21 protein-coding genes are annotated in these 20,616 nt (G+C 60.7%); 16 read left to right on the top strand and 5 right to left on the bottom strand.

Translation table 11 applies throughout. The annotated features are described in order from the left end of the window. Positions 1-60 precede the first annotated feature (60 nt). Complete coding sequence (locus tag ACNA0I_RS10885; protein WP_415806013.1) at positions 61-1,122, bottom strand: acyltransferase; 1,062 nt, start codon at positions 1,120-1,122, stop codon at positions 61-63. 266 nt (positions 1,123-1,388) lie between these two features. On the opposite strand from ACNA0I_RS10885, the gene ACNA0I_RS10880 reads away from it, so the two are divergent. From ACNA0I_RS10880 to ACNA0I_RS10830, 11 genes are all read left to right on the top strand, one after another. Then, positions 1,389-1,655 carry an exodeoxyribonuclease VII small subunit gene (locus ACNA0I_RS10880; protein ID WP_415806012.1) on the top strand — a complete coding sequence of 89 codons (267 nt, stop codon included), beginning with the start codon at positions 1,389-1,391 and terminating at the stop codon, positions 1,653-1,655. 6 nt (positions 1,656-1,661) lie between these two features. Next, a complete protein-coding gene (locus ACNA0I_RS10875; RefSeq protein ID WP_415806011.1) occupies positions 1,662-2,573 on the top strand; it encodes a polyprenyl synthetase family protein in 912 nt (303 codons plus the stop codon). Between the two features lie 7 nt (positions 2,574-2,580). Further along, positions 2,581-4,473 (top strand): 1-deoxy-D-xylulose-5-phosphate synthase, encoded by a 1,893-nt coding sequence (gene dxs / locus ACNA0I_RS10870; RefSeq protein WP_415806010.1) that lies wholly within the window; start codon positions 2,581-2,583, stop codon positions 4,471-4,473. Positions 4,474-4,672: 199 nt separating this feature from the next. Next, positions 4,673-5,467: a GTP cyclohydrolase FolE2 gene (gene folE2, locus ACNA0I_RS10865; RefSeq protein ID WP_415806009.1), complete on the top strand. Its 795-nt coding sequence runs from the start codon at positions 4,673-4,675 to the stop codon at positions 5,465-5,467. A gap of 8 nt (positions 5,468-5,475) precedes the next feature. Then, on the top strand, positions 5,476-6,462 hold the full coding sequence (locus tag ACNA0I_RS10860) for a DUF817 domain-containing protein (RefSeq protein ID WP_415806008.1): 987 nt from the start codon (positions 5,476-5,478) through the stop codon (positions 6,460-6,462). A 131-nt stretch (positions 6,463-6,593) separates the two neighbouring features. Further along, positions 6,594-6,971: a 30S ribosomal protein S6 gene (rpsF, locus tag ACNA0I_RS10855; RefSeq protein ID WP_094822015.1), complete on the top strand. Its 378-nt coding sequence runs from the start codon at positions 6,594-6,596 to the stop codon at positions 6,969-6,971. A gap of 35 nt (positions 6,972-7,006) precedes the next feature. Further along, positions 7,007-7,330 carry a primosomal replication protein N gene (gene priB, locus ACNA0I_RS10850; protein WP_415806007.1) on the top strand — a complete coding sequence of 108 codons (324 nt, stop codon included), beginning with the start codon at positions 7,007-7,009 and terminating at the stop codon, positions 7,328-7,330. A 77-nt stretch (positions 7,331-7,407) separates the two neighbouring features. Next, the gene (gene rpsR, locus ACNA0I_RS10845) at positions 7,408-7,680 is read left to right on the top strand and encodes a 30S ribosomal protein S18 (protein ID WP_415806006.1); all 273 of its coding nucleotides are present in this window, start codon (positions 7,408-7,410) and stop codon (positions 7,678-7,680) included. Between the two features lie 14 nt (positions 7,681-7,694). Next, positions 7,695-8,150, top strand: coding sequence for a 50S ribosomal protein L9 (gene rplI, locus ACNA0I_RS10840; RefSeq protein WP_415806005.1), 456 nt, complete (start codon positions 7,695-7,697; stop codon positions 8,148-8,150). 410 nt (positions 8,151-8,560) lie between these two features. After that, complete coding sequence (locus tag ACNA0I_RS10835; RefSeq protein ID WP_415806004.1) at positions 8,561-9,400, top strand: BUD32 family EKC/KEOPS complex subunit; 840 nt, start codon at positions 8,561-8,563, stop codon at positions 9,398-9,400. A 171-nt stretch (positions 9,401-9,571) separates the two neighbouring features. Beyond that, positions 9,572-10,942, top strand: coding sequence for a replicative DNA helicase (locus ACNA0I_RS10830; protein WP_415806003.1), 1,371 nt, complete (start codon positions 9,572-9,574; stop codon positions 10,940-10,942). A 45-nt stretch (positions 10,943-10,987) separates the two neighbouring features. Here ACNA0I_RS10830 and ACNA0I_RS10825 read toward each other — a convergent pair whose 3' ends face one another. Next, positions 10,988-11,803, bottom strand: a complete 816-nt coding sequence (locus tag ACNA0I_RS10825; RefSeq protein WP_415806002.1) for a BPSS1780 family membrane protein — start codon at positions 11,801-11,803, stop codon at positions 10,988-10,990. A gap of 137 nt (positions 11,804-11,940) precedes the next feature. Continuing rightward, complete coding sequence (locus ACNA0I_RS10820) at positions 11,941-12,909, bottom strand: homoserine kinase (protein WP_415806001.1); 969 nt, start codon at positions 12,907-12,909, stop codon at positions 11,941-11,943. A 160-nt stretch (positions 12,910-13,069) separates the two neighbouring features. Between ACNA0I_RS10820 and dusA the strand changes: the two genes are divergently transcribed. Continuing rightward, entirely contained in the window at positions 13,070-14,077 is a 1,008-nt protein-coding gene (gene dusA / locus ACNA0I_RS10815) for a tRNA dihydrouridine(20/20a) synthase DusA (RefSeq protein ID WP_415806037.1), read from the top strand. 144 nt (positions 14,078-14,221) lie between these two features. On the opposite strand, the gene ACNA0I_RS10810 is transcribed toward dusA, so the two are convergent. Together ACNA0I_RS10810 and ACNA0I_RS10805 are read right to left on the bottom strand one after the other, a co-directional pair. After that, positions 14,222-14,692: a CBS domain-containing protein gene (locus ACNA0I_RS10810; protein WP_415806000.1), complete on the bottom strand. Its 471-nt coding sequence runs from the start codon at positions 14,690-14,692 to the stop codon at positions 14,222-14,224. Continuing rightward, a complete protein-coding gene (locus tag ACNA0I_RS10805; RefSeq protein ID WP_415805999.1) occupies positions 14,676-16,037 on the bottom strand; it encodes a YihY family inner membrane protein in 1,362 nt (453 codons plus the stop codon). Before ACNA0I_RS10805 ends, ACNA0I_RS10810 begins: the two co-directional genes overlap by 17 nt. A gap of 127 nt (positions 16,038-16,164) precedes the next feature. Between ACNA0I_RS10805 and ACNA0I_RS10800 the strand changes: the two genes are divergently transcribed. From ACNA0I_RS10800 to ACNA0I_RS10785, 4 genes are all read left to right on the top strand, one after another. Beyond that, complete coding sequence (locus tag ACNA0I_RS10800; RefSeq protein ID WP_415805998.1) at positions 16,165-16,551, top strand: DUF2069 domain-containing protein; 387 nt, start codon at positions 16,165-16,167, stop codon at positions 16,549-16,551. Between the two features lie 125 nt (positions 16,552-16,676). After that, positions 16,677-18,275, top strand: coding sequence for a protein adenylyltransferase SelO (locus ACNA0I_RS10795; RefSeq protein ID WP_415805997.1), 1,599 nt, complete (start codon positions 16,677-16,679; stop codon positions 18,273-18,275). A 91-nt stretch (positions 18,276-18,366) separates the two neighbouring features. Further along, positions 18,367-19,425, top strand: coding sequence for a chorismate synthase (aroC, locus tag ACNA0I_RS10790; RefSeq protein ID WP_415805996.1), 1,059 nt, complete (start codon positions 18,367-18,369; stop codon positions 19,423-19,425). Between the two features lie 125 nt (positions 19,426-19,550). Further along, on the top strand, positions 19,551-20,387 hold the full coding sequence (locus ACNA0I_RS10785) for a M48 family metallopeptidase (RefSeq protein WP_415805995.1): 837 nt from the start codon (positions 19,551-19,553) through the stop codon (positions 20,385-20,387). Positions 20,388-20,616 lie beyond the last annotated feature (229 nt).

Raw genomic sequence — 20,616 nt, 5'->3', positions numbered from 1 at the left:
TCAGAAAAAATGACAAAAGTTAGAGGGGGTTAGGTCAGAAACGTGTCATAAATCACAATATCACACCAGTTTTCGTGTAGCCGGGTGACGCCGCAACAGCCAGCAGCTCGCCGCCGACAGGGCGAATACGGTGACGGTTTGCACCGGCAGACTCCAGGCGGCGCTGGGCGTGATGACCGGTCCTGTGCGGTCTGCCAGATCCAAAAACAGGGGGTGGATCAAATAGACCCCGAATGTCAGCGGCGCCAACGTCGAAAGCGACGGCAGCCGGGGGCTATTCATGATCCATTGGAATGCCGCCAGCGACATGAACGGCACGGTAATGCTGAAATAGTCATAGAAGTACAGGTTCAGCTTGCCTGAATCCGACAAGGTGAAGACCCCCCAGGCGGTAGCCAGCACGCTGAGCACCAGCATCAAGCCGGGGCGCGGAATACGCAGCTCACCGTCGTAGATCATGCGGCCGGCGACAAAATAGCCGAGGTAAGGCAGGAACCATGTCAGGAAAAAGCCCTGTCCGGTGTCCAGCGCCTGCCGATATAACGCGTCCAGAATCGCCACGCCTAAAATACCGACCACCCAGAGGCGCCGCACAGCAGGCTGGCTGCGATGGTAGAGCGCCTTGATCATCGGGGTAAAGAGATACAGCCCGACGATCATGTACAGATACCATAGGTGGTAATAGGGGGCGCCTTCTGCGATTTTGCGTGGCCAGAACGACAAATCCATGCGGCCGTCGTCCCACCAGTCGAGCAGGCTGCGCCATGCCAGATAAAACAAGGTCCAGAAAATCAAGGGCGCGCAGATGCGCGCGGCGCGGCGCGCATAAAACTGCCGGGCATCCAGGGGCTTGTCGTGATTGAGCAGCAGAGCGCCGCTGATCATGACGAATACCGGCACACACCAGCGCACCGCCGAGTCATAGAGATTGGCTGCCAGCCAGTCTTTGGTGCCATACGCATTCGCATCCGATACCGCCTGCGCGGCACAGTGCAGTAACACGACGGCCAGTGCGGCCAGCCAGCGTGCGGCATCCAGCCGATCCAGGCGGTCGTTGAGAGCGGAAGGGGAAAGCGCCTGGGCGGCGGTAGACGCAGAAGAAGCGTTCAGACGTTGATGCATGCGGTCACCATAGCAGTGCCGCCGTGAGGCAGTGTTTCCAGCCGTTAATCGTGGCATATAAATGCAAATACAGGCCCGGGCATGGCGGTTGCTGGCGCGTTTTTTTACAAAGCGTCTCAGGATGAAAAGGGCGTTGAGTGCGAACAGCAGGCCGCAGTTGCGGTATAGAGGCTTTATTTATTTCACACGTCCGTATACGAACGGGCAGGGTTCGCGATCTCGTACAATTCACAAATTAATGACTCTTTTTGCGCTCGGAGCCCCGTTTGGCCATTTCCTCGCACACCGATATTCCTCAAGACGACCGTCCTCTGCCTCAGGATTTCGAGACGGCGTTGGCCGAGCTCGAAACGCTGGTCGCCACGATGGAGGGGGGATCGCTGCCGCTAGAGCAATCGCTGGCAGCCTATCGCCGCGGCGTCGAGCTTACCCGTATTTGCCAAGAGCGCCTGGCGCAGGCGGAGCAGCAGGTCAAAGTCCTCGAGGACGGTCTGCTGCGGCCCCTGGACCCCCATGCGCTGGACGAAGAATAAAATCGAATGACTCAACAACATCTTGCGTTCGCGGATTGGCTGCAGGGCCGCGCACAGCATATTGAAACCGTGCTGGACGACTGTCTGCCGTCGGTGGATACGCAACCCGCACGCTTGCATGCTGCCATGCGTTATGCCGTGCTGGGCGGTGGCAAACGGGTGCGTGCTGCGCTCGTCTATGCGGCAGGCCAGGCGTGCCCGGTCAATGGCAGTACTGTCGCTGTACAGGCCTCGATGGATCGCGCCGCTGCGGCGGTCGAGCTCATTCACGCGTATTCTTTGATCCACGACGATTTGCCGTGCATGGACGACGATGTGCTGCGTCGCGGCCGTCCTACGACGCATGTGCAGTTTGACGAGGCTACGGCTATGCTGGCGGGCGATGCGCTGCAGCCTCTGGCGTTTGAGCTGTTGGCCGAAATGCCCATCGCACCTGCCCTCGTCGTGCAGGCTACGCGCGCACTGGCCCAGGCCGCCGGTAGCCTGGGAATGGCGGGCGGGCAAGCTATCGATCTAGATAGTGTGGGCCGCTCGCTGTCGCGCGATGAGCTGCAAACCATGCACACGATGAAAACCGGCGCTATGCTGGCATGCAGTGTGGCATTGGGCGGCATTGTGGCTGGCGCCAGTTCGGCGACGCGCGAGGCGCTCGACGACTACGCCCATGCCATTGGCCTGGCGTTTCAGGTAGTCGATGATATTCTCGATGTGACTGCCGACACCGCCAGTCTGGGCAAGACCGCGGGCAAGGACGCCGCGGGCAACAAGCCCACTTATGTTTCTTTATTGGGGCTGGACAATGCCCGTGCGCTGGCCGAAGAGCTACGCGCTGCGGCCCATGCGGCACTGGTCCCGCTAGGGGATTCCGCCTCGATGTTGGGCCGTCTGGCCGACTACATCGTACTCAGAGATCGCTGAACCGAGCATGACGACAGAAATACTGGACCGTATCCACACCCCGGCGGACCTGCGCCAACTAGATCGCCGTGAACTCAAGGTTCTGGCGCAGGAGTTGCGCGGCTTTGTGCTGGAATCGGTATCCAAGACGGGCGGCCATTTGTCGTCGAACCTGGGTACCATCGAGCTGACATTGGCGCTGCATCGCGTTTTCGACACACCGCATGATCGCATCGTGTGGGATGTGGGCCATCAGTCTTATCCGCACAAGATCCTGACGGGCCGGCGCGCCGGCATGGCGCATCTGCGCCAGGCGGGCGGCATTTCAGGCTTTCCCAAACGCAGCGAGTCCGAATACGACGCGTTTGGCACGGCGCACTCGTCCACCTCGATTTCGGCCGCGCTGGGCATGGCGGTCGCCTCGCGCAACGCTGGCATCCAACGTCAGCATATCGCCGTGATCGGTGATGGGGCGATGTCGGCCGGGATGGCCTTTGAGGCAATGAACAACGCCGGCGTCACGCCGGATATCAATTTGCTGGTGGTGCTCAACGACAACGATATGTCGATCTCGCCGCCGGTGGGCGCGTTGAATCGCTATCTGGCGCGTCTGATGTCCGGACGCTTTTATGCGACCGCAAAAAATGTCGGGCGGGCAGTGTTGCAACATGTGCCGCCTGTGCTCGAGTTGGCACGCCGCTTCGAAGGGCATGCCAAGGGCATGGTCACACCGGCCACCTTGTTCGAAGAATTCGGCTTCAACTACGTCGGCCCCATTGACGGCCACGACCTGGATGCCCTCATTCCGACCTTGCAAAACCTCAAGGCCTTGCAAGGCCTGCAGTTCGTGCACGTGGTCACGCGCAAAGGGCAGGGGTACAAGCTGGCCGAAGCCGATCCGGTGCTGTATCACGGCCCCGGAAAATTCGACCCGACCGTAGGCATCCAGCAGGGCAAGCCGTCGTCGCGCAAGACCTTTACTCAGGTGTTCGGGCAATGGCTCTGCGACATGGCCGAGAAAGACGAACGCCTGGTGGGAATCACGCCTGCGATGCGTGAGGGCAGTGGTTTGGTCGAGTTCGAGAAACGTTTTCCGCGCCGTTATTTCGACGTGGGCATCGCCGAGCAGCATGCGGTGACGTTTGGCGCAGGCCTGGCGTGTGAGGGTCAAAAGCCGGTGGTGGCGATTTATTCGACCTTTTTGCAGCGTGGTTACGATCAACTCGTGCACGATGTGGCGTTGCAGAACCTGGATGTGACCTTCGCGCTGGATCGCGCCGGTCTGGTCGGGGCCGACGGGGCGACGCATGCCGGCAATTACGATATTGCCTATCTGCGTTGCATTCCCAATATGGTGGTGGCGACGCCTTCTGACGAGAACGAGGCACGGCTGCTGCTGTCGACCTGTTACCAATATCCCGGCCCGGCGTCGGTGCGCTATCCCCGCGGCGCCGGATGCGGTGCCGAGATTACCTCCAGCCTGGATACGGTGCCGGTCGGTAAAGGCTTGGTCCGGCGCGAGGGCAAGGGCATTGCCATTCTGGCGTTCGGCACCCTGTTGCACGCCGCGCTGGCTGCCGCCGAGTCGCTCGATGCGACGGTGGCAGACATGCGTTTCGTCAAGCCTATCGATCGTGAACTGATCCTCGATCTGGCTGCGCGCCACGATGCGCTGGTCACGCTCGAAGAAGCTGCCATCATGGGCGGAGCAGGCAGTGCCGTGACAGAACTGCTCAACCAAGAGGGCGTGCAGGTGCCGGTCTTGCAATTGGGGTTGCCCGATCAGTTCATCGACCATGGCGATCAGGCGGCCTTGCTGGCTGGCGTCGGCTTGGACGCAACGGGCATCGAGAATGCCATCCGCGCCCGTTTTGTGCGGCAAGACGCCACTGCGGACGCCGTGCCGGCCTCGCAGTCATAACCTCCGGAATGGCCGCTTGGCGCCACATGCCGTGGTGCCTGTGCGCCGTCTCGGCGTAAACTCCGGGCTGCCAGTCGGGTGGGCTAACCTACTGGCAAGAGGGTTTTCCCGGCCCTAACGCCATGTTTTCGGTAATAATGGCCCCCTTGACATATTTCAGGGCAGTGGATTTTTCTTTTTTGCCCTGACAGGTAATCCTATGAATTCTCCGATCGATTCCGCCCTCGTGATGCCCGATGTCCAGAGCTCGGCTGATACGCGGCACATCCCGATTCAGCGCGTAGGCATCCGTGGCGTGCGCCATCCCATGCTGGTGGCGACGGCCGACGGCCCGCAGCCTACCGTGGCCAACTGGACCCTGACGGTGGCTCTGCCCGCCGAGGAAAAGGGCACGCATATGTCGCGTTTCGTGGCATTGTTGGAAAAATACCGCACCGTCCCGATGACGCCGGCGCTGTTCTCCGAAATGGCGCGCGACATGTTGCCCTTGTTGCATGCCGAACGTGGCGACATTACGGCAGCTTTCCCGTATTTCATCAACAAATCCGCTCCGGTATCGGGCGTGCAAAGCCTGCTCGATTACGAGGTGCAATGGATCGCGCGTGCTGCTGGTGATCAGGTCGAATTCGAGTTGGTCGTGCAGGTGCCTGTGACCAGCCTGTGCCCGTGTTCCAAGGCCATTTCCGAATACGGCGCGCACAACCAGCGCTCGCACGTAACGGTATCGGCCGTATTGAATGGCGACGTTGCGATGGATCGCATCATTCGCCTGGTCGAAGACGAAGGCTCCTGCGAGCTGTGGGGACTGCTCAAGCGGCCCGACGAGAAATACGTCACCGAGCGCGCCTACGACAATCCCAAATTCGTCGAAGACCTGGTCCGTGACGTGGCTGCGCGCGTGGCGGCCTATCCCGGTGTGGCGCGTTACCGCGTCGAGGCCGAAAACTTCGAATCCATTCACAACCATTCCGCTTACGCTGTTGTAGAAGGCTAAGCGCGCGAATGAGCGGCTCGTCCGCCTCTGGCTCGCCGCCTGTCGGCCAGCCTGCACAGGGGGCGGTAGCCGCAGCTCCGTCTCGCCTAGACTCGGTCGAGGCGGACCCTGCCGCGCGTGACTGGCCGCTGATCGCGCGGCTCGAAGGCTGGGAAACCGGATTGGCTCAGCGCTGGGCTGGCCACAGCCGTGTACGTACGGCTCTCTATGAGTTTTTCCGCTTCGGTGTCAAACAGGCCTGGGCTTGCCTGTTTGGCGGGTTGATGTGCGCTCTGCTGCTGGCCACGCATTGGTGGTATCCAACGGACGCTGCGCTGGCGCGCTATGATTTTCTGACCTTGGCGGCGCTAGGCATTCAGGCCGTGTTGTTGATGCTGCGCATGGAAACCTGGGCCGAGGCCCGGGTGATTTTGATGTTCCATGTGGTGGGCACGATCATGGAGCTGTTCAAAACCTCGGTGGGGTCCTGGATCTATCCAGAGGCCAGTGTCCTGCGCCTGGGCGGTGTGCCGCTCTTTACCGGTTTCATGTACGCCGCCGTCGGCAGCTATCTGGCGCGGGTCTGGCGCCTGTTTGATTTCCAGTTCACTTCTCATCCGCCGCTGGCAGCCACGCTGTTGTTGTCGGCGCTGATCTACGCCAATTTTTTCACGCATCATTACATCGTCGATCTGCGGGTCGTTCTGTTCGCGTTGACTGGCGTGCTGTTTGCGCGCACGTGGGTGTATTACCGTATCTGGCGGGTCCACCGGCGTATGCCTCTGCTGGTGGGTTTCGCACTGGTGGCATTGTTTATCTGGTTTGCCGAAAATATCGGTACCTTTGCGCGGGCCTGGAGTTATCCGAACCAACAGCATGGCTGGGATTGGGTGTCGCCTGCGAAGCTGGGGTCCTGGTTTCTGCTGATGATCATCAGCTACGTCATGGTGAGCATTGTCAACCGTCCTGTCCGCTACCGCTGTGGCGGGGGCGCAGGGCTGCATATTGCTTCATGACAAAAAATCGGCGATAATTAAAAGCTTTCTTGCTCGATTGCCCATGTTTTTTGGGTGGCGGGCTGCCCCTTGGCGGGGAACGGCGTGTTCAGCGTCGCTTTTCGTCAGGACATCCTCAAGGAGTTTTACCTATGCGTCACTACGAAGTAGTGTTCATCGTCCATCCGGACCAAAGCGAGCAAGTGCCCGCCATGGTCGAGCGCTACCAAGCGCTGGTTACTGGCCAAGGCGGCACCGTGCATCGCCTGGAAGACTGGGGCCGTCGCCAACTGGCTTACCCCATTCAAAAGCTCGTCAAGGCCCATTACGTCTGCATCAACATCGAGTGCGGCCAAGCCACGCTGGATGAGCTCGAGCACTCGTTCCGCTACAACGACGCTGTTCTGCGCCACCTGGTCATCAAGACCAAGAAAGCCCAGACCACGCCCTCGATCATGATGAAATCGGTCGAGCGTGAAGAGGCCCGCAAGGCCAGCGCCGAAGCCGCGGCTCCTGCTCAGGCTCAATAACCCGACGATACTGTTTTTTCACCACGATCTGGCGGATGAATACCCTGGAACTCAGCGCCCGCGTTCTCGAATGCGAGCCTTTGCGCCACACTCCCGCCGGCGTGCCAGCGCTGGAAATGCTGCTGGCCCACGAATCGGAAGTCATCGAGGCAGGCCATCCGCGCCGCGTCGAGCTCACGATTACCGCTGTGGCCTTGGGCGATCTGGCACAACTGCTGGCCGGCACCCCTCTGGGGACCGAGTTGCTGATACAGGGCTTTCTGGCCGCTGCTCGCAAAGACTCGGTAAAGGTCAAGCTGCATATGCAGCAGGTCCGTAAAGTCGGTGGTAGTGCAGGGCATGACCCGTTGGTGGCTTAACAGAAACATCGGATTCAGACATCAGATTTTGGGCAAGGCTAAACAACACCTGGCCCAGCTAGACTAAGAGGCACATCATGGCTTTCTTCGGAAAACGCAAAGAAAAACGTAAATTCACGCAGCAGAACCCGCTGTTCAAGCGTCGTAAGTTCTGCCGCTTCAGCGCCGCTGGCGTCGAAGAGATCGATTACAAAGATCTGGACACGCTGCGCGACTTCGTGCAAGAAAACGGCAAGATCATCCCGGCTCGTTTGACCGGCACCAAGGCTCACTACCAGCGCCAGCTGGACAGCGCCATCAAGCGTGCGCGCTTCCTGGCCCTGTTGCCTTACACCGACAACCACAACTAATCCGGGGCACTGAAATGCAAGTTATCCTGCTCGAAAAAGTCGTCAACCTCGGCAACCTGGGCGAAGTCGTCCGTGTTCGCGATGGTTACGCTCGTAACTTCCTGATCCCTCAGAAAAAGGCTCGTCGTGCTACCGACGCCGCCCTGAAGGAATTCGAAGCCCGCCGCGCCGAACTGGAAAAAGTCCAGGCTGAAAAGCTGGCTGCTGCCGAGGCTCTGGGTGCCCGCCTGAACGGCTACCAACTCAAGATCCAACAAAAGGCCGGCGTTGACGGTCGCTTGTTCGGTTCCGTGACCAACGGCGACGTGGCCGAAGGCCTGAAGAAAGCCGGCTTTGACGCCGTCGAAAAGGCTCAAGTCCGCTTGCCCAACGGTCCGTTGAAGGCCGTCGGCGAATACCCCATCCAAGTCGCGCTGCACGCGGATGTGTTGGTGGACGTGAACGTGCTGGTCGAAGGCGACATCTCCTAAGCACCACTCGGTTCACACCTGCAAAAAAGCCGGCGGTGCCGGCTTTTTTGTNGCCGGGCCGCCCCAAGNCAAAAAACGCCCCCTCGGGGGGGNGNCAGCAAGCCGAAGGCGCAGCGNGGGGGNTTTTTTTNTTGCCGGGCCGCCCCAAGNCAAAAAACGCCCCCTCGGGGGGCAGCAAGCCGAAGGCGCAGCGCGGGGGCTTTTTTTCTTGCCGGGCCGCCCCAAGACAAAGTGCGGCATAGGGCTCTCGATATTGTTTTGTTTGAGAATGGTAGCCTATGGTTTCAGCTGATCGATTACTCGATCTCATGCCCGTCCCATCTCTTTCGACCTATTCCGCGACGCCGGATCCGCATTGGCATACCTGTTGCGGCCTGTGTTCATTTATCTGAGTCCCTCTGAGCCGACCTTTGTCTAATCATCCTGCGACGTCCCCTCATCATCATGCCCCCGCTGGCCTGCAAGCCTGGCTGGACAGCGTCGACGCTGCGCGTGAGCCCTCTGTGCGTGAAGTCGAGATAGATGGCGTGGCGTGCGTGGTAAAGCGCCGCCGGGCGAGCGTGATGCAGGGCCTGAGCTATGGCCTGCGCTATCTGCGGGCGCTGGGTCTGGCAGTGGGCTGCAAAGTGTTTTTGGGCGAGTTTCCGAACCCCAGTGTGCTCTTGCGTAATGGCTTGGCTTACGAGGCCGAACGCCTGCGTCGATTGTCCGAGGCTGGATGCCGCGTCCCCGACGTGTGGATGGAGGCCCCCGGATTGTTGGTGCTGGAGCATGTCGGCGAGGATTTTGCCAATCTGATCCGGCATGCAGATCCTGAACAGCGCCGGCAATGGGTGCGTGATCTGGCCGTGGACCTGGCTCAGTTTCATGCGCAGGGACACTGGCATGGCGGTGCCCAGATTCGTAATGTGACATTGCGCGACGGCCTGCTATGGCGCATCGACTTCGAAGAAAACACCGGCGGGGCGTTGTCGCTGCCGCTCGCCCAGGCCTATGATCTGTACCAGTTATTGTCGTCTCTGCTCGGCTTGCGCAAGTTGGACGATGCAGACCCCGTAGGGCTTGGCAAACTGATGCTGGCTGCGTACTTCGCCGCCTATCCTGCCCCTGAGGTCCGTGCCCGTCTGAAACGCCTGGCGCGCGTCATTTGCGGCAGCACGGCCGTACTGCGTCCTGTGGCAGGACGTCTGCCGGGACGTGATATCCGGGGTTTTTTCCAGGTAGCGGACACGTTGCGTACCTTGTTCTAGCCGTACCGCTGGCGACTACGTGATTTCTCGCGAGAAATCCAGTCGTAAGTGACTTATTATTGACACTGTCTTTCGCCGCCGCCTCAGAGCAGTCGATCCTATCGGGTGTTGAAATACCGAGGATCATTCGGCTTCCCGCGATGCTTCGCCGCCCGCATTCTTGCCTTGCTTATGAATACTCCTGCCGATCCCCAATTAGATTATCTACGTGTCCCGCCACATTCGATCGAGGCCGAGCAGTCGGTCCTAGGTGGATTGTTGTTGGACAACACCACCTGGGATCGCATCGCCGATGTACTGGATGAACAGGATTTCTATCGCCATGATCATCGTCTGATTTGGCATCATGTTGCACGCCTGATTGGTCTGGCGCGGCCTGCCGACGTGATCACGGTCAACGAGTCCCTGGTCAGCGCGGGCAAGGCCGAGGACACCGGCGGCCTGGCCTACTTGAACGCTTTGGCCCACAACACGCCGTCAGCGGCCAACATCCGCCGCTATGCGGAAATCGTGCGCGAGCGCTCCATGCTGCGCAAGCTGGTGTCCATCGCTGACGAAATTTCTGCTGCGGCATTCAATCCGCAGGGCAAAGAGGCACGCCAGCTGCTGGACGAAGCCGAGTCCAAGGTCTTCAAGATCGCCCAGGAGGGGGAAAAGGGCTCTGCCGGGTTCCAGGAGATCCAGCCGCTGCTGACGCAGGTGGTGGAGCGCATCGACGAGTTGTACCACCGCGACTCGGATTCTGACGTGACGGGTGTGCCGACAGGTTTCGCCGATCTCGACAAAATGACTTCGGGCCTGCAGCCCGGCGATCTGGTGATCGTGGCGGGGCGCCCGTCGATGGGTAAAACCTCGTTCTCAATGAACATCGGCGAGCACGTCGCGATCGAGCAGGGGCTGCCTGTCGCCGTGTTCTCGATGGAAATGGGCGCGGTGCAATTGGCCATGCGTATGCTGGGTTCGGTGGGGATGCTCGATCAGCACCGTATGCGGACCGGGAAACTGGTCGCGGACGATTGGCCCCGCGTGACACATGCCGTGCAATTGATGCAGGACGCGCAGGTCTATATCGACGAGACCCCGGCGCTCAGCGCCATGGAAGTCCGGGCCCGTGCACGCCGCCTGGCGCGCCAGTGCGGGCAATTGGGCCTCATCATCATCGACTATATGCAGCTGATGGCAGGCAGCGGCGGGGAAAACCGTGCGACCGAAATTTCGGAAATCAGCCGCTCGCTTAAAGGTCTGGCGAAAGAGCTGGGTTGCCCCTTGATTGCGCTGTCGCAGTTGAACCGCAGTCTGGAACAGCGTCCCAACAAGCGTCCCGTGATGAGTGACTTGCGTGAATCGGGCGCTATCGAACAGGATGCTGACCTGATTCTGTTCATTTATCGCGACGAGGTTTACAACCCCGATTCGCCCGACAAAGGGACGGCCGAGATCATTATCGGCAAGCAGCGTAACGGCCCGATCGGTACCGTCCGCTTGACGTTCCAGGGGTCGAGCACGCGCTTCTTGAATTTCACTGGCGCGCAGAGCTATTGAGCGCTATCAGCGCGGCGGCAGATATCTGCCTCGCCGCGCTTTATCTCATGTTTCCGACTGTGGCCTGTCGTTCGATTGATGGTCGGGGTGGGCATGGGTGTCTTCGATCCCGAACACCGACGTGTAGACGGGATAAAAGCTGCAGTACAGCACGCCGCCGGCCGCGATATTGAAGGGAATCTGCAGCGTGCCGGCTATCTGTGGAGATAGTCCGATGCTGACCAGGATCCCCGCGCACAGGTCGATGAGCAGAAATGCCAGGATCCAGGTGATGCCATACACCACGAACGGCCATTTATTGCGCCAGCACGCCACGCCGGAAAAGAATAGCGCCTGACCCAAGCGCAAGCCGTGCCAGGCCACCAGCGCAGGCGCATGCCAGAATAGTGCCGCGATGATGACGTACAAGATGCCGAACAGTGTCAGCGGGACGGTCATGGCGCTGAGAAAGGGCGTCAAATTCTGCTCGATCGACGCGATGCGCAACCCTTCGGTCAACTCCGCCGAAAAAGGCAAAAAGGTAATCAAGCCCGCTGTAATGCTGAGCCCCGCATACACCGCGCCCATGATCAGCAGTTTTTTAAACACGCCGGGCCGCATCAGCGGCTGAGGCCACATCGAGGGCAGCATGATGCGGCCCGCCTCGATATGTTTGCACGCAGACAGTGTCATCAAGGTCACGACGGGCATCAGCGCGACAAAGAGCAGTGGGCCCACTGGCGGGGTAAAACTGGCAAACATCACCAGCAGACTGATAGCCAAGGCCCAGGTAAAGACCGCGAGCGGTTGCTTCATGAACAACTTCAGGCCGTCTCGTACCCATTGCCAGCCATAGGATGCGGGTAAGGATGCTGCTTGCATAAGTCTCGATTAGCGTTAGATGGATGTCCCCGCAGTCAGGCTTGGCCTGGACTATCCTCAACATGAGGGCGAGGACGTTCGGAATGGCCCAGATTTTCCCGGGCGCACGTTACATTCTATTATGCGGGCCTGTTCATTTAGGGCAAGGCGGGCAGCGCCTCGCGGTGGCGCGCTTGCAACACTCGTTCAAAATGGCGCGGATCGTGCGGCTTGAGTGTCTGGGCCGGGCGAGGCAGATAGTAGTCGTACAGGCGCGAGAGCCAGAAGCGCAGCGCGGCGGCGCGCAGCATGGTCGGCCAGGCCTGCCGCTCGGCGTCGGTGAAGGGGCGCACGTCGGCATAAGCCTGCAGCCATGCCTGTACCAGCTCGGGGATGAAACTGCCCGTCTCGCGCTCGATACACCAGTCATTGACGCTGACGGCCACGTCGAACAGCCAGGTATCGCAGCCCGCAAAGTAGAAATCGATGAAACCGCCCATGAGCGGGCTATCAAAAGTGCCCGCAAACAGGACGTTATCGCGAAACAGGTCGCAATGTGCCGGCCCGGCGGGCATGCTTTGCCACGCGGGGCTCTGGGCAGCCTGTTGCTGAGCCGACAATTCCTGGGTCAGCAACTGAGTTTGGGCCGGGTCCAGAAAAGGCAGGACTTTGGGGGCAGTCTCGACCCACCAGGCTAGACCGCGCAGATTGGGCTGCTGCAGGGGGAAATCCTGGGCGGCCAGATGCGCGCGGGCCAGGGTGGCGCCGGTCAACGCGCAATGAGCCGCACCCGGTGCGGGCTCATAGCCGCCGGGCAGGCGCGTGACGATGGAACACGGCTTGCCATGCAGTGTGGTCAGGCGGCTGCCGTCACGCAATGTCTGAGGCTGCGGCACGGGTACGCCGCGCGATGCCAGATGGTGCATCAGCTCGATGTAAAAGGGCAGCTGCGCCTGAGTCAGCACCTCGAATATCGTCAATACGTACTCGCCACGTGTCGTGACCAGAAAATAATTGGTGTTTTCGATGCCGGCGGTGATGCCGCGCAGCGACACCAGGTCGCCTAGGTCAAAATGCGCCAGCAAGGCTCGGGCGTCGTTATCGGAAACAGGGGTAAAAACGGCCATGGATCAGCGAGTAAGGGTGGACGTGGGGCAGCAGCCCGGCGGGGCGCTGCCTGGAGCGGCGCCACAATTTTAGTCTACGCGCCAACCGGGCCGCCGGGCGATGCGGCCGATTTTGGCGAACGCCGTAAAATACGGCATTCCTCTTGTGCGTTACGTAATGTTGAACCCCTCTGACTGGCGGCTCTGTGTCGCCCCCATGATCGATGTGACAGACCGGCACTGCCGTTATTTCCACCGGCTGCTGGCGCCGCGCGCGCGTCTCTATACCGAGATGATCACGACCGGCGCGCTGATGCACGGCAACGTCGAGCGTCATCTGGATTTTGACAAGGCCGAGCATCCCGTGGCCCTGCAGGTCGGGGGCAGCGAGCCCGACGCACTGGCGCAGGCGGCGCGGTTGGGGCGCCAATGGGGATACGACGAGATCAACCTGAATTGCGGTTGCCCGTCAGAGCGCGTGCAACGGGGCGCGTTCGGGGCGTGCCTGATGGCTGAGCCGGCCCTGGTTGCCGATTGCATCAAGGCGATGCAGGACGCGGTCGATATCCCGGTGACGGTAAAGCATCGTCTGGGTCTCGATTACGACGAGTCTTATGCCTTTGTACGGGATTTCGTGGGCAAGATTCACGACACCGGTTGTCGGGTATTTGTCGTGCACGCGCGCAATGCCGTGCTGAAGGGCCTGTCGCCGAAAGACAATCGCGAGATCCCTCCGTTGCGCTATGACGTCGCAAAGCAGCTCAAGGCGGATTTTCCCGACAGCATTTTTGTGCTCAATGGCGGCTTGGCGGATGCGGATCAGTCGGTAGCGGCTGCGAATGAGTTCGATGGCGTGATGTTGGGGCGCGCCGCCTGGCACACGCCGCGCGTGTTGTCCGAGGTGTCATTGCGGCTTTGGCCGTCCGGACGTTTGCCCACGGACGCACAAGTCGTTGACGCCATGGTGCGTTACGCGGCGGAGCAGGTGAGCCGTGGCGTGCCGCTGCGTGTGATGACGCGCCCTATGCTGGGATTGGTCAATGGCCAGTCGGGAGCGCGGCGCTGGCGGCGCATGTTGTCCGATCCGGCGCGTCTGGCGGGCAATGAACCAGGGTTGATTTACGAAGCGTGGCGCAGTCTGCAGAGCTCATCGCATGTGCCGGCCGCCGTCGCGATGCCGGCCGGCTAGGCGGATAGACCAGTGCTGATGGCGTAATCCGTTCACAGTATCAGGCGCACACAGCCTGGCTGCGTCAGCCCCGGGGGCTGTCTGCAATCAATTTTGATGACAGCCTGGTCCGTACAGGTTGCCTGTACGGACCGCATATGCCGCTCAGGCGGGCTCTGCAGAGGCGTTGTTGCCGTCAACGGGCCAATCGCGGATATAGGCCTTCAGCATGTTGTTTTCAAATTGCTGCGCGGCCACGATGGCCTGGGCCATGTCGTAGAACGAAATCACCCCCATCAGCATGGGGCCGTCCATCACGGGGATATAACGCGCATGCTTTTCCAGCATCAGGCGCTGGACCTCGTCGGCGCTGGTGTTGGGGGACACGCTGACCGGCGCGTCGTCCATGATGGCGCGGATAGTGGTCTTGCCCCATTCGCCGTCCGTGTGGTCATGCAGGTGGCGGATGATTTCGCGAAAGGTCAGCATGCCCGTCAGCATGCCGGACTCCATGATGACCAGCGAGCCGATGTCTTGCTCGCTCATGGTTTGGACGGCCAGGGCCACGGACATATCGGGCGAGGCCGTATAAAGCGTGTCGCCCTTTACTCGTAGGATTTCACTGACTTTCAACATGATGCTTCTCCTGGGGACTGTTGCCCCGATTTGTATTCTGGCTTGCGAGCGGCGGCACGGGCGCAGCCGCGTCCATAGGCGTATTGTGCGCCAGCTGAGAGAGTTCTTCCAGTGTGGGGGTGTCACGTCTGGCCAGGGCGGCCGCTGCGACGTCCAAAATGTGCGGATCGTCCTGCAGCCTGGGCTGTTGCCGATCGAGCAGAAAATGGTCAACCACGGGCGATAGCGGGATCTTGCGCGGATCGCAGGCCAGTATCCAGCGTTGTTCGGACGTGCGGGCGATGATGTCCAGCTGTTCGAGTTTTTCCAGGACGGCATTCAACTCGTCGTGGTGCAGATGCAGGCGCTTGGCCAAGGAGCTGGTGCTGCGGCCGGCGGGCCTGCGTCCCTGGGCAGCATGCAGTGAGCGCAGGACGGCCATGGCGTCGATGTACGGCGCACCGGGACTGCGGTTGATTTCCCAGCGGCCCAGACGGATCAACGGCACGCTGGCCGCCACGGTGGCGCCAAACAGCACCGCCAGCCACGACAGATAAATCCACAGCAGAAAAATCGGCAGTGTGGCAAACGCACCGTAAATCACCGTGTATGTTGGAAAACGTGTCAGATAGTACGCAAACGCGGCTTTCATGAGCTCGAGCACAATTGCCGTCCCGAAACCCCCTGCCATGGCGTCGCGCCAAAACACCTGGCGATTGGGTACCACCACAAACAAGGCCGCAAAGCCCAGCCCCGTCAGGATGACGGGGACAAACGAAATGATCAGGCTCAGGATTTCCGGCACATCGCGCACCAGGCCCATGGATTCGCGAGTCACGAAAGAGGTCGCCCACAGGCTGGCACCTGCCACTACCGGCCCCAGTGTCACGACGGCCCAGTACACCAGGGCGCGCTGCGGAATCGGGCGTTGACGCGTCACATGCCAGATATCGTTAAAAGTCTTGTCGATCGTCATGATGAGCAGGATCGACGTGACCACCAGAAAAGCCCCGCCAATCGCGGTGAGGCGCGTGGCCTGGAGGGCGAACTGATTCAGGTAGTTCATGATGTTGTCGGACACGGCCGGCGGCATCAAGCTGTGCGTGAGAAAATCCTCGAGCGCCAGCCGAAAATCCTGGAACACCGGAAAGGCCGTGAACAGCGACAGCACCACTGCCAACATGGGGACCAGCCCTAACACGGTGGTGAAAGTCAGACTGGACGCCACCTGCAGCAGCCGTTCCTCGTCAGCCCGTTGAGCGGCGAAACGGAACACTCGGCCGACACGCGTGATCCAGGGGGTACGCGTGCGCGTGACTGGGGGCGGCTCCGGCGCAGCGGTAGCGGGCTCGGCAGAGGGGCTCATCGGGCGATAATAGCAGTTTGGGCGTTTCTTTCCCGGCATCTTCCTGGCCTGCGTGCCGGGATGCTTGGGGCAGGTGTAGACGGCTTCGCACAGGATTGAGCCGGGACCTTACTTCTCGAGACCACTGATGAACGTTGAGTTGAATCCCAATCTGCGGCGTCTGGCGTCGGCAGCCTTGCTGGCCCTGATTGTCTTGTGCGTGGCATGGGAAACGGTGCTGGCGCCGATCCGGCCGGGCGGTTCGTGGCTGTTTCTCAAGGCGCTGCCATTGGCCTTTCCGTTGCGCGGCGTATTGCGGGGCAATCTCTATACCTATCAATGGGCGTCAATGCTGGTATTGCTGTATTTGATGGAGGGCGTCGTGCGGGCCATGTCCGACCCCGCGCCGATGTCGGCTGCCCTGGCAGGCCTGGAAATTGCGCTGTCGCTGGTGTTTTTCATCGCTGCTATCCTGTATGTACGGCCTGCCAAGCGCGCGGCACGTGCCCGGGCGCGTGCCGGTGTGCCGCGATGACGTACCTGCTCGGACCCGCGTGTCGCATCGCGGGCCACCCTTGATCCCGCTTCGCGCGTGGATCTCCGTCCACGGGCCGAGATACCACGGCAGCCTCTGCGATTCCTGACGATTCATTTTTCACTATGACCGATTCACCGACCTTGCTGCATCAACTGGACGACTTACGGCTGGACAATTCCTTTGCCGCGCTGCCGCCTGCGTTTTACACACGGCTGGCGGCGCAGCCGTTGACTGCGCCCAGGCTGTTGCATGCTAACGAGCAGGCCGCTGAGTTGATCGGCCTGGCACCCGAGGCCCTGCAATCCGAGACGTTTCTGCGTGTCTGTTCAGGCCAGCAGCCTCTGCCGGGCGGCGACACGCTGGCTGCCGTATATAGCGGTCATCAATTCGGCGTATGGGCCGGGCAATTGGGCGATGGCCGTGCGCATCTGCTGGGCGAAGTGGCAGGACCCCACGGCAATTGGGAATTACAGCTGAAAGGCGCCGGGATGACGCCATATTCCCGCATGGGCGACGGACGGGCCGTGCTGCGTTCGTCCGTGCGCGAATATCTGGCCAGCGAGGCCATGCACGGCCTGGGAATCCCTACCACGCGCGCCTTGGCGCTGGTCGTCTCTGATGATCCCGTCAGACGCGAAACGATGGAAACGGCGGCGATCGTCACCCGCATGTCTCCCAGTTTTGTTCGATTCGGGTCGTTTGAGCACTGGTCCTCGCGTCGCCAGCCGGATGAGTTGCGGGTGTTGACCGACTATGTCATTGACAAGTTTTATCCCCCTTGCCGTGACGCCGAAACGGGCGGCGCATCGGGGGCTGACGGTGCGATATTGCGTCTGCTGGCCGAAGTGACCCGCCGCACGGCATTGCTCATGGCGGACTGGCAGGCCGTAGGCTTTTGCCATGGGGTGATGAACACCGACAACATGTCCATTCTGGGTCTGACGCTGGATTATGGCCCGTATGGATTCATGGACACTTTCAGACTGGATCACGTCTGCAACCATTCAGACACCGAAGGCCGCTATTCCTGGAACCGGCAACCCTCGGTGGCGCTGTGGAATCTCTATCGTCTGGCGGGCAGCTTGCATACCCTGGTGGCCGACGTCGAGGCATTGCGTGGGGTGTTGGATGGCTACGAGGCGATTTTTATCCAGGCCTTTCATCAACGCATGGCCGCGAAACTCGGGCTCTATCGCTGGCAGGCAGACGACGAGGCGCTCCTGGATGCGCTGCTCAAGCTCATGCACGATCAACGAGCCGATTTCACCCTGACATTCCGTCGCTTGGCCGACGCCGTTCGGGGCCGCCCGCAGGGTTTTCAGGATCTCTTCATTGACCGTGAGGCGGCCCGCGCGTGGTACGAGCGCTTGGCGGCACGCCATGTGCAGGATCCCATTGACCGAGATAACGCATCTGGCGGCTCAACGGGCCAGACAACTCGCGAGTCAACCCCTGAGGCCGCTCCCTCGATCGGGGCGAGCCAGCCGGATGCTGCGGCCCAGGCACGGGCCCAGGCGATGGACGCCGTCAACCCGCTCTATGTGCTGCGCAATCACTTGGCCGAGCAGGCGATCCGTGCGGCGAAAACCGGCGACGCCGGCGAAATTGATACCTTGCTGCACTTGCTGCGCGACCCCTATACCGAGAAAGCCGGCTACGAAGCCTACGCGGGACTGCCACCGGATTGGGCGGGGGGAATCGAAGTCAGTTGCTCGTCATAAACGCGTCTTTTGCATCGTCCCGCGCAGGCAGCCGCCCGTCAATGTCATAATCAGGCCTGCCTTCTAATGCTTTTCTGATTCCTTAACGTCCATGTCCGGCAATACTCTCGGTACTCTTTTCTGCGTCACAAATTTTGGCGAATCCCATGGCCCCGCCATCGGCTGTGTGGTGGATGGTTGCCCGCCGGGCCTGGCGCTGGAGGCTGCCGATATCCAGGCCGAACTGGATCGCCGCCGTCCGGGCACCTCGCGCCACGTGACACAGCGCCAGGAGGCCGACCAGGTCGAGATTCTGTCCGGGGTGTACCAGGGCGTGACGACCGGCACGCCCATCGCGCTGCTGATTCGCAATACCGATGCGCGCAGCAAGGACTATTCCAATATTGCCGATACCTTTCGCCCCGGGCATGCCGATTTCACCTATACCCACAAATACGGCCTGCGCGATCCGCGTGGCGGTGGGCGTTCCTCCGCGCGTCTGACGGCGCCTACCGTCGCCGCCGGAGCGATTGCCAAAAAATGGCTGGCCGAGCAGTACGGTATTCGTGTGCGCGGTTACATGAGCCAGTTGGGGCCCATTCCGATTCCATTCGTGTCCTGGGACGAGGTGCCCAACAATGCCTTTTACGCGCCGAATGCCGGCATTGTGCCCGAGCTCGAAGCCTATATGGATCAGCTGCGCCGCGATGGGGATTCGATCGGCGCACGTGTCGAGGTCGTCGCGGAAAACGTACCGGTCGGCTGGGGAGAACCCATTTACGACCGTCTGGACGCCGATATCGCGCACGTCATGATGGGCCTGAATGCCGTCAAAGGCGTGTCGATCGGGGCGGGTTTTGGTTCTATTACGCAGCGTGGTTCCGAACATGGCGACGAGATAACGCCCGAGGGTTTTATCGGCAACAACGCGGGCGGTGTGCTGGGGGGGATTTCCACCGGGCAGCCGGTGACGGTATCTCTGGCGATCAAGCCGACCTCGAGCATTCGCGTCGAGCGCCACTCGATCAATAGCGAGGGCGAACCCATCATGGTGCAAACGCTGGGCCGCCACGATCCTTGCGTCGGCATCCGTGCCACGCCTATTGTCGAGGCGATGTTGGCGCTGGTGCTGATGGACCATGCTTTGCGCCATCGGGCGCAATGCGGCTGATGGCACAAAGGCCATGCAGCGGTGATGCTGATACGTCTGTCCTGCACCTCTGGTCCGGGACGATAGATCGGTCGCCTTCGCGGCGCGTTGCGTTGGTCCGACAACATTGATGAGGAGGAGCACACATGAACACAGGATTTCGAACGGTGTGGCGCAAGCTGCTCGGAGCCATCGCCGTGGCGGGCACCATGGCCGTGACCGGTTGCGCCAGCGTGCAGACCACACAATCCGGCACAGTGGGCGTTGAACGCACACAGTACATGTCCAGCATGGTGCCGGAAAAAGAGCTCGAGCAAGAAGCCAACCAGCAGTATTCCGACCTCATCCAGCAGGCCAAGGCTCAGGGCGCGTTGGATCGCAATGCCGACCAGGTATCGCGAGTGCGTGCAATTTCCAAACGGTTGATTGCACAGGTAGGGGCGTTCCGACCCGATGCGGCCAATTGGGCTTGGGAAGTGCACGTCTTGTCTTCTGACGAGGTCAACGCATGGTGCATGCCGGGTGGAAAAATAGCCGTCTATACCGGACTGTTGACGCAAATCAAGCCCACTGATGCTGAGCTGGCAGCCGTCATGGGGCATGAAATTGCGCACGCTTTGCGAGAACACGCACGCGAGCGTATGTCGCAGCAGATGGTCACCAACGTTGGCCTGTCTGTGCTGTCGATTGCCACCGGCGTATCGACGGATCTGGGCAGCAAGCTTACCGACGTCATGTTTACCCTGCCCAACAGCCGGACTCACGAGAGCGAGGCCGACATGATGGGTGTAGAGCTCGCTGCGCGGGCCGGATATGATCCCCGTGCCGCGGTGACGCTATGGCAAAAAATGGGGGCCGCCAGCAATGGCGCACCGCCAGAATTCCTGTCCACGCACCCCTCTGCGGCGACGCGCATCAGCGAATTGCAGGCTGCGTCGGAACGGGTGATGCCGCTATACGAGCAGGCCAAGGGCAAAAAGTAGCGGTGCGATGACGAGTGCGTCACGCAGGTACCCCCGACTTACGGCCTCGGATCCTTGGCTATTGATAAAAAACCGCCCCTTTTGATGGGGCGGTTTTGTCTGGGACGGCAGCTTTTCCTCTATCGTCGCGTGGGAAAGGGTGGTGCTTCCAATACTAGGATAAATGCTGCCGTTGTACTAGGTTGAGAGCATGGGCATAATGAGACATCGATTCTGATGTCCCTACCGG

It is taken from the genome of Bordetella muralis (assembly GCF_965139205.1).
GTDB classification, from domain to species: Bacteria; Pseudomonadota; Gammaproteobacteria; order Burkholderiales; family Burkholderiaceae_B; genus Bordetella_A; species Bordetella_A muralis.
The sequence above is the reverse complement of the archived record's forward strand: the minus strand, read 5'-3'. Positions and strand labels throughout refer to the sequence as shown.